The sequence below is a fragment of the Mariniflexile sp. HMF6888 genome, assembly GCF_044335535.1.
Lineage (GTDB): Bacteria > Bacteroidota > Bacteroidia > Flavobacteriales > Flavobacteriaceae > Mariniflexile.
Genome location: NZ_JBIQVZ010000004.1, coordinates 332,288 through 339,803, shown reverse-complemented (window position 1 = coordinate 339,803; position 7,516 = coordinate 332,288). Strand labels below are relative to the sequence as shown.

The 7,516-nt window shown below is 36.2% G+C and carries 5 protein-coding genes; all 5 read right to left on the bottom strand.

Translation table 11 applies throughout. The features are described from left to right. Window positions 1-1,069, bottom strand: a 1,069-nt coding sequence (locus tag ACGLWY_RS12265) for a hypothetical protein (RefSeq protein ID WP_396619956.1), incomplete at its 3' end; no start/stop codon positions are given. A 122-nt stretch (window positions 1,070-1,191) separates the two neighbouring features. Further along, window positions 1,192-2,688, bottom strand: coding sequence for a cellulase family glycosylhydrolase (locus tag ACGLWY_RS12260; protein WP_396619955.1), 1,497 nt, complete (start codon window positions 2,686-2,688; stop codon window positions 1,192-1,194). Window positions 2,689-3,041: 353 nt separating this feature from the next. Further along, window positions 3,042-4,538: a cellulase family glycosylhydrolase gene (locus tag ACGLWY_RS12255; protein WP_396619954.1), complete on the bottom strand. Its 1,497-nt coding sequence runs from the start codon at window positions 4,536-4,538 to the stop codon at window positions 3,042-3,044. Window positions 4,539-4,652: 114 nt separating this feature from the next. Continuing rightward, on the bottom strand, window positions 4,653-5,894 hold the full coding sequence (locus ACGLWY_RS12250; RefSeq protein ID WP_396619953.1) for a glycan-binding surface protein: 1,242 nt from the start codon (window positions 5,892-5,894) through the stop codon (window positions 4,653-4,655). 17 nt (window positions 5,895-5,911) lie between these two features. Continuing rightward, window positions 5,912-7,492 carry a RagB/SusD family nutrient uptake outer membrane protein gene (locus tag ACGLWY_RS12245; RefSeq protein WP_396619952.1) on the bottom strand — a complete coding sequence of 527 codons (1,581 nt, stop codon included), beginning with the start codon at window positions 7,490-7,492 and terminating at the stop codon, window positions 5,912-5,914. Between the last annotated feature and the right edge of the window lie 24 nt (window positions 7,493-7,516).

Below are 7,516 nucleotides of genomic sequence, written 5' to 3'. Positions count from 1 at the left end.
TAATATCAAAAATGGTGACACGAATCGGTTCTTGGGATTTTACAGCTTCAATATTAAAATCTTTAGTAAAAGGATTTGGATAATACTTAATTGAATTGTCGCTTAATTGGTTAGAATTAGTTCCTAAAGAACTAACCTCTCCAGTTATTCTTAGATTATCTAAAAACACATCCGCTGAAGCATCAGGATTCAATCTTAAGCTTATTGTATTAGTGGCTGTTGGTAAAGTAGCTACACCAGCACTAAAAGTTAATGCTGCCCAAGAACCTCCATCAGCACTTACTTCAATATTTGGTGTTGCTGCAAGATCGACAGAAAGAACTAAATTTTTAAAACCAGCAACATTGATATTGGAGATTGTAACAGCTGCATCAGTAGGTACAATTTTCAACATATGTCCATTATCATTCCACTGCTGAGGCAAAGAAATAGGCGCATCCCCTACGGTAACTAAATCTATACCTCCATTGTATTTTCCTGTTTTTAAGCTTGGTGCTCCTGTCCAACTATCCCATTCCCCAGGCGCACTAAAATTTTCATTGTATAACACAATACCCGTAGTATTCGCAGTTTTTATGAAAGTCAAATCATCAAGATATACATTAACAGCTGGAACAACTGGAACATCACCGGAATTAAAAGCAATACTAATTGCTGTAATTATTTGACCAGCAACAACAGGTTCTGTAATGGTTGTCCATCCCGAAGTTATCGCTAGCGTATGCGACTTACCCTTCATTTCACCACCAGTAGCATTTATTAAACCAATATAAAGTGATCCAGCCACAGGAGAATACACTTTAAACTGATAGGATGTATAATATCTAGCATTAATGCTCAAACCCTCAATAGTTCTAGAAGCCCATTGGTTGGTATGAATATACTCACCTACATTAGCGGATGAATTAACTCCATCAGAAACAGGATTTGCAACAGATGTAAAACTATCCCCCCAACCAGTAATGGTTGAAGGAGTTGTTCCATCAAAATCAAAGACAGTTACGTCTTGTGCATTAGCCACACTTAACATACATAGTACACCTACAAAGAATAATGTAATTTTTTTCATTTTTTCTAAAATTTAATGTTAAACAATTATAATTAAGAAATGGGGTTCTAATTTGGTAAAATAACCCGTTGGATATAACTAGTTTGAATCTCAATTATCCAACGGGTTTATACATGCTTTAATTAATTTCCGCCTGCAATAATAGCGTCAATTGTTCGCTGATCTTTTACAGTAAAATTGTTTCTATCTAAAGACCCGCCAGTATCCCACCAAAATGGAATTAAACCGTTGGCTAATGCCTGTTTTGTTACATACGTTATCCAATAATCCACTGCATCGTTGTGGGTTTCCAAATCTTGTGGGACATATTGACTATTATCACGTCTATAAGCCCCATATTCGCCCAAGATTACTGGTATTCCATTGTCAATAAATTTAGCCTTAGCAATACTCATTGAAACATCTACCGCATCTTCTTCTCCCCAAGTGGCATTACGATCTGGTTCAATAGTTGAGTGGTGACCTGCACCCCAGTAATAAAACATTTTACCCCAGCTTGCGTCACCATCCAACAAAATACAGAATTGAGAAGGTGAATAAAAATGAACCTCAGCCATCATACGCCCCTCTACCTCATCTGTGGGCATGTTCATTAAATCATTACTTTTTTCAATATTCGTGCTAGGTCCTTGCATCACAAGCACTCTATAACTATTTCTACCTCCAGTGGAACGAACAGTATTTACAAAGGTCTGGTGATATGAATGAAGAACGTCCATTTCGACAGCATTTTCAATACCTGGTTCATTTGCACTGGCAAACATTATATGCTCATCAAAATCGCGCATTGCCGTTGCAATTTGTTCCCAGAAAGCTTTCTGTTTAGCATTTACTGATTCTTTCTTTTCAGGTGTACAGTTATTTTCCAGCCATCCTCCGTCCCAATGGATATTAAGAAGCACATACATATCATTATCAACACAGTACTGTAGCACTTCTTTAACGCGGTTCATCCATGCTTCATCTATTTTTGCAGTTGTTTGATCTGCATACTGGTCCCAAGCACATGGAAGGCGAATCGCATTAAACCCTAAATTCTTAACAGCCGTAACATATTCTTTTGTTATGTTCGGATTGCCCCAAGCATTTTCGCCTCCTATGGCTTCTAAGGTATTACCAATATTCCATCCCAGTTTCATTTTGGCCGCTAGTTCAACGGCATTACTACTCATACCAGTAGCATCTGCAGGAATAGGATTTGTATTGTAACTGGGATACAAAGCACCATTTGCTTGTGTTACCAAAATATTCTGTGACTTAAATTGATTGGCACTTATAGTAATATTAGCAGAACGCTCAGATGCATCAGTATTTTCAGATACTGTTACGGTAATGGCTGTAGTACCTGCAATACCTGAGGTTTGACTTAAAGTTATCCAATTAGCGTTATTACTGATTGTCCATGCATCTATATTCGTCGTGATGCTAATCTCTTGACTACTTTCTCCTTCTTGAAAATGGAGGCTGCTGCTGCTTACGGTTAATATTTTTCTACCTTTAGCTGCTCTTAAATCGCCAGTATCATCTTCTGTCGAATTGTCTTTACTGCAGGCCCAAAAGCCAATGAGAGCAAAAACCATTAAAGTAATGGCAAATAATTTTCTGTTTGTTTTTTTCATAATTGTGGTGTTTAAGTTTAATTGGTAAATGCATTTATGCTTTTTGGTTTATCTTCATAATAATTTTTGTTTTAGTTAAATAATTACTCATTTTTTCTATAAAAGATTCTTGTTAGTAGCTACAAACAAGAGTCTTTAAATTATCTCATATTGAAAAAAGATTGAACATAGGTCATTAATTTCCACCAACAGTAATGGCATCAATATATTCGTTGAGACTTTACTGTATTATTGCTTCTATCCAAAGCACCGCCCTTATTCCAATAATCTATAATCACCCCTTTCCAGGGAATGGCGAATAACCGCCAATCCCCAGTAGAGTAATATCTTGTTTAAGAGTTTACAAAATAATGTTAATTGAGTGCCGCTTTAAGAGCATCAATCATTGCTTGATCTTTAATTGTATTATTATTTCTGTTTAAAACATTACCAACTTCCCAATAGAATGGGATAACACCATTAATCTTACATTGTTTAGTAACAAAAGTATTCCAGTAATCCACAGATTTATTGTGCATAGCCATATCCTTAGGTAAATAATTGACACCATTATAGTTGCGATCTCGTCTCATAGCAGCATACTCACCCAATAGCACAGGGACACCTTTATCAATAAACCTCTCTTTCAACTTTCTAAAGGAATCAAGGATTGCATCCTCTTCTCCATAGGTAGCGTTAGCTTCTGGCTCGATTGTAGAATGGTTTCCTGCTCCCCAGTAGAAAACTGGTGAGCCCCAGCTTACAACTTCATCAAGAAAACAGAACTGAGATGGCGTATATTCATGTACCTCAAGCATCAAACGATTAGGTACAGGATCATATGGAAGTGTATTCATCAAATCATACGACAAACTAGCGTTGGTACCAGGCCCTGGCACAACTAATGTACGGTAGCTATTTCTACCACCTGTAGATCGAACTGCTTTAATAAATGTCTCGTAGTAGCTATTAAGAACTGCCATCTCTTGAGCATCATCAGCTGGAGGTTCATTAGCTCCTGCAAACATCAGGTGTTCGTCAAAATCTATCATCGTGGTGGCAATCTGTTCCCATAGTGCTTTTTGTTTAGCATTAGTAACCTCTTTTTTGGCGTTATTGATATTATGATCAAGCCATCCACCATCCCAGTGAATATTCAACAACACGTACATATCATTATTAACACACCATCCAACTACTTCTTTCACACGGTTAAGCCATGTTGGGTCAATCTTCATTGTCGATTCGTCACTTAAATTTCCCTGAACCCATGAACATGGAATACGTACGGCATTGAAACCAGTTGCTTTCAAAAATTGAATATACCCTTCTGTAATCTTCGGATTTCCCCAGGCAGTTTCATCTGAAATAACAACATCTCCATCAGTACGAAAGGCTTCCATTGTATTACCAATATTAATTCCCAATGTCACTTTTGCTGCCAATTCTATAGCTGTACTATTCATACCTGTAGCATCAGCTGGTTTTGGAGACAAATTATAACTTGGATATAAATTACCAGTTTGTGTAACTGTTATACGTCTTGCCTGACCATTGCTTGACGAAACTGTAAGTGTAGCAGAACGAGTCAATCCAGAACCATTAATTCCAGATGTTAATGTTATTGTTGCTGTTCCACTACCACCACTTGTATTGTTTATTTGTAACCAAGATGTTGCTGGATTAGAAACAGTCCATGTACCGTTTGTTGTAAGTGATACATCAGAAGTTCCGCCATCTGGCTCAAAGGAAACTTCGGTTACAGAAACCGTTAGTGTTGGATCTTCACCCTCATCGCTACTTGAACAGGATACAGATGTTACAATAACACATAGTAAAAGTAAAATTTGGTAGAAATGTTTGGACTTCATTTGTTTTTATTTAAAGTTATTAATTAATTTTTATCGATTAAAAACCTACAGAAATCCAACTTTCATCGAATACTGTAGGTTATTATCAGCTATTAAAAAGTTATTATGAAAGATTTATTCTTTGATTTTTACTATTCTTATATTGTCAATAGCTCCACGGAAACCAGTCGCCGTTGGAGTACTACCAGAATTAGCAGTATAAATGAGCATACTGCCATTTCCAGATGTCCCTAGTAATTCTGTTAAACTGGCAGCTTGATCTCCTGTACCGTCTTTACCATCTTTTTTTGTACGGAATTCGGTCAAAGGAATTGTAACTGTAGTCCATTTTCCATCAGTAGTAACATTAGCTGTTTTAGTCTCAGAAACTTTCCATGGTTCATAACGTGCTACATATTTCCAATCGTAATCTTTGAGTATTAAAATAGATGTACCGTTCCATTCTCCTGGAACATTAATCTCAAACTTAAGTGCATATTGATCTACATTTAAATTTAAATCAGCTGTTGGAATCCATTGTCCAGCTCCTGTATTAATACTTCGCTCCCAACCCCACCAAACACCATCACCAGCATTTAAAACTGAATTATTAAGAACTGCATAGTACCCGTGGTTACCAGGAAACTCGGTACTACTATTACTAGTTCCTGTACCCCAAGAAAGACTACCAATTCCGTCAAAATTGAGAAAACCTTCTGTAGTTGCACTATTCATATTAAACACTGTAGAAGCTGTTCCTGAAGCTGTAGTAATTGAAAATGGCCCACTTGTTGCTATGTTTGGCATTACAAAGCTAATTGAAGTACCATCGTCGGTTTCGGTATAATCTGTAATTGTTGTACCTGCAAAAACCAATTCACTTGTCAGGAACAAATTAGTCCCAAATATAGTTACAACCTCACCCTCAACTGGATTCTCGTTAGATATACTCATAAGTCCAGGTGGTCCTGCAACTATATCGATATTAAAAATAGTTGAGCCATTTGGAGTTACAACTTCAATAGTATTTAACTGGTTTTCTGGAATTGAAGGGAATGGAATTACAGAAGGAATCTGTACAACAGCATAAGTATCTGAAAATAAACCACTGTCAAATTGAATTGATATTCCATTGGCAGCTATCTTGACAGCGTTTTTAAAATTTGCTCCTTTCAAAACCACCCATTGTCCAGGTACCAACTTGTTTACAATAGTGTCATTTGGTGAAGCCTCATAATTAATTATTTCTGTAATTACAGGAGCAACTCCATTTGTAACACCATCATTATTATTATCACAAGATGTAAACAGTGTAATAATTACCGTCATACTGAAAGCCAGTAAAAAAGGAATGTATTTATTTAATAAATTTTTCATGTCTTTATTTTTTAGTATTAGTAGTATGGTACTGCAGGTTCACTCAATTTAGGGTTAGCTATCACCTCTGAAGCAGGCAAGTCTAAAGTAAAAGTAGCTAAGGTTGCAGGATTAATAATTCCAATAGGATCTTTAGGCGTAGCTACTCCAGTAGCACTATCATAATCAAATAGTACTCGCTGTTGATTACTAAGAAGGTTAACCGCTTTTACGGGATCATAATAAGAAAGTCTTACCAAATCATACCAATAGTGTCCTTCACAAGCCAATTCGATCCTTCTTTCCTTAAGAATAACATCAATATTAAGTTCTGTTAAAGGATCTACACCTGCACGCTCTCTTACCCTATTAAAATAGAATAATGCATCCGCATCAGTTGTAGAAGTATTATTACCCAAGATAGCCTCAGCGTATATTAAATAAACATCTGCTAATCTTAATAATGAATTATGCTGTATAGAACCCAAAGCAGTCATTCCAGGCGTGTTGTTATCTACTTCATTACCAATTATATGTTTTTTCATACCTGGTGAGTCAGCAGTATAACCACCACCAGCGGCGTTTAACTCGGCATAATGGTCTCCAGGTAACATAAAATTCGTTTTACGTCTTATGGAATCCTGCTCGGTATAATCTAAATATAAATCATAACTAACCCCTGGAGAACCCCAAGCACTACTTTTTTGAGGATTAATGTCATTACTTGGCGAGTATGTTAGCAATTGATTACCTTCCATCCATCCAGTAGTAGCAGACCATTGTAGTGCAAATAATGATTCTGGATTATCATTAAATTGCGTTTTAAAAAAATCGGCATAACTAGGAAATAAATCTAAACCACTGTTTTCAATTACATCCTTTGCATAATTTTTTGCCAAATCTAAATATTCCTGATTACGTGCACCTCCAGATTGTCCTAATCCTGCCACAGTTAAATAAACCTTACTTAACAGACCTTTTGCTGACCAAGTAGTTACTCTGCCAGGCTCATCGGTTACAGGAAGATTTTCGGCAGCAAAAATTAAATCTTCAGCAATAAATCGGTAAACATCTGCTGCTATATTTCTATTTACTAAAGGTGATGATATCAACTTTATGTTATCTTCAATAATAGGCACTTCTTTCCATAACAAGGCAAGATGATAGTATGCCATGGCGCGAATAAATTTTGCTTCGGCTATGGCGGCATTTTTATCTGTCTCAGAAACTGTTGCCGGCGTTTTTTCTATAATAGCATTAATTGTGGTATTACAGTGTGCAATTACAATATATAGCCCTTTCCAACCAGTTATTAAACGTCCGTTAGATCCTGAAAGCGTAAAAGTATTAAGTTGTACTAAATCTGCCCCTTGATATTGAAGGATAAGATTCCCGCTTAATATATCTCCTAATGGAATATATGCTTGATTGTTCCATTGCGCCCATATTCTACCACCATAAAGTCCTGCCGTAGCTAACCTAAGTTCTTCTTTTGTTTTGTAAAAATTTTCAGTACTTATTTCAGATTGAGAGGGACGATCAAGAAAATCATCCTGACAGCTAACCGCAAAAAATACAGTTAACAGCACACAAATATTTTTTAAATTTATATATTTCATAATACGATAGTTTATTTTTTTTAA

Excerpts from the sequence above, each read along its gene's own strand:
- ACGLWY_RS12260 (WP_396619955.1), bottom strand. The coding sequence starts at position 2,688 with ATGAAAAAAACAAACAGAAAATTATTTGCCATTACTTTAATGGTTTTT.
- ACGLWY_RS12250 (WP_396619953.1), bottom strand. The coding sequence starts at position 5,894 with ATGAAAAATTTATTAAATAAATACATTCCTTTTTTACTGGCTTTCAGT.
- ACGLWY_RS12255 (WP_396619954.1), bottom strand. The coding sequence starts at position 4,538 with ATGAAGTCCAAACATTTCTACCAAATTTTACTTTTACTATGTGTTATT.
- ACGLWY_RS12245 (WP_396619952.1), bottom strand. The coding sequence starts at position 7,492 with ATGAAATATATAAATTTAAAAAATATTTGTGTGCTGTTAACTGTATTT.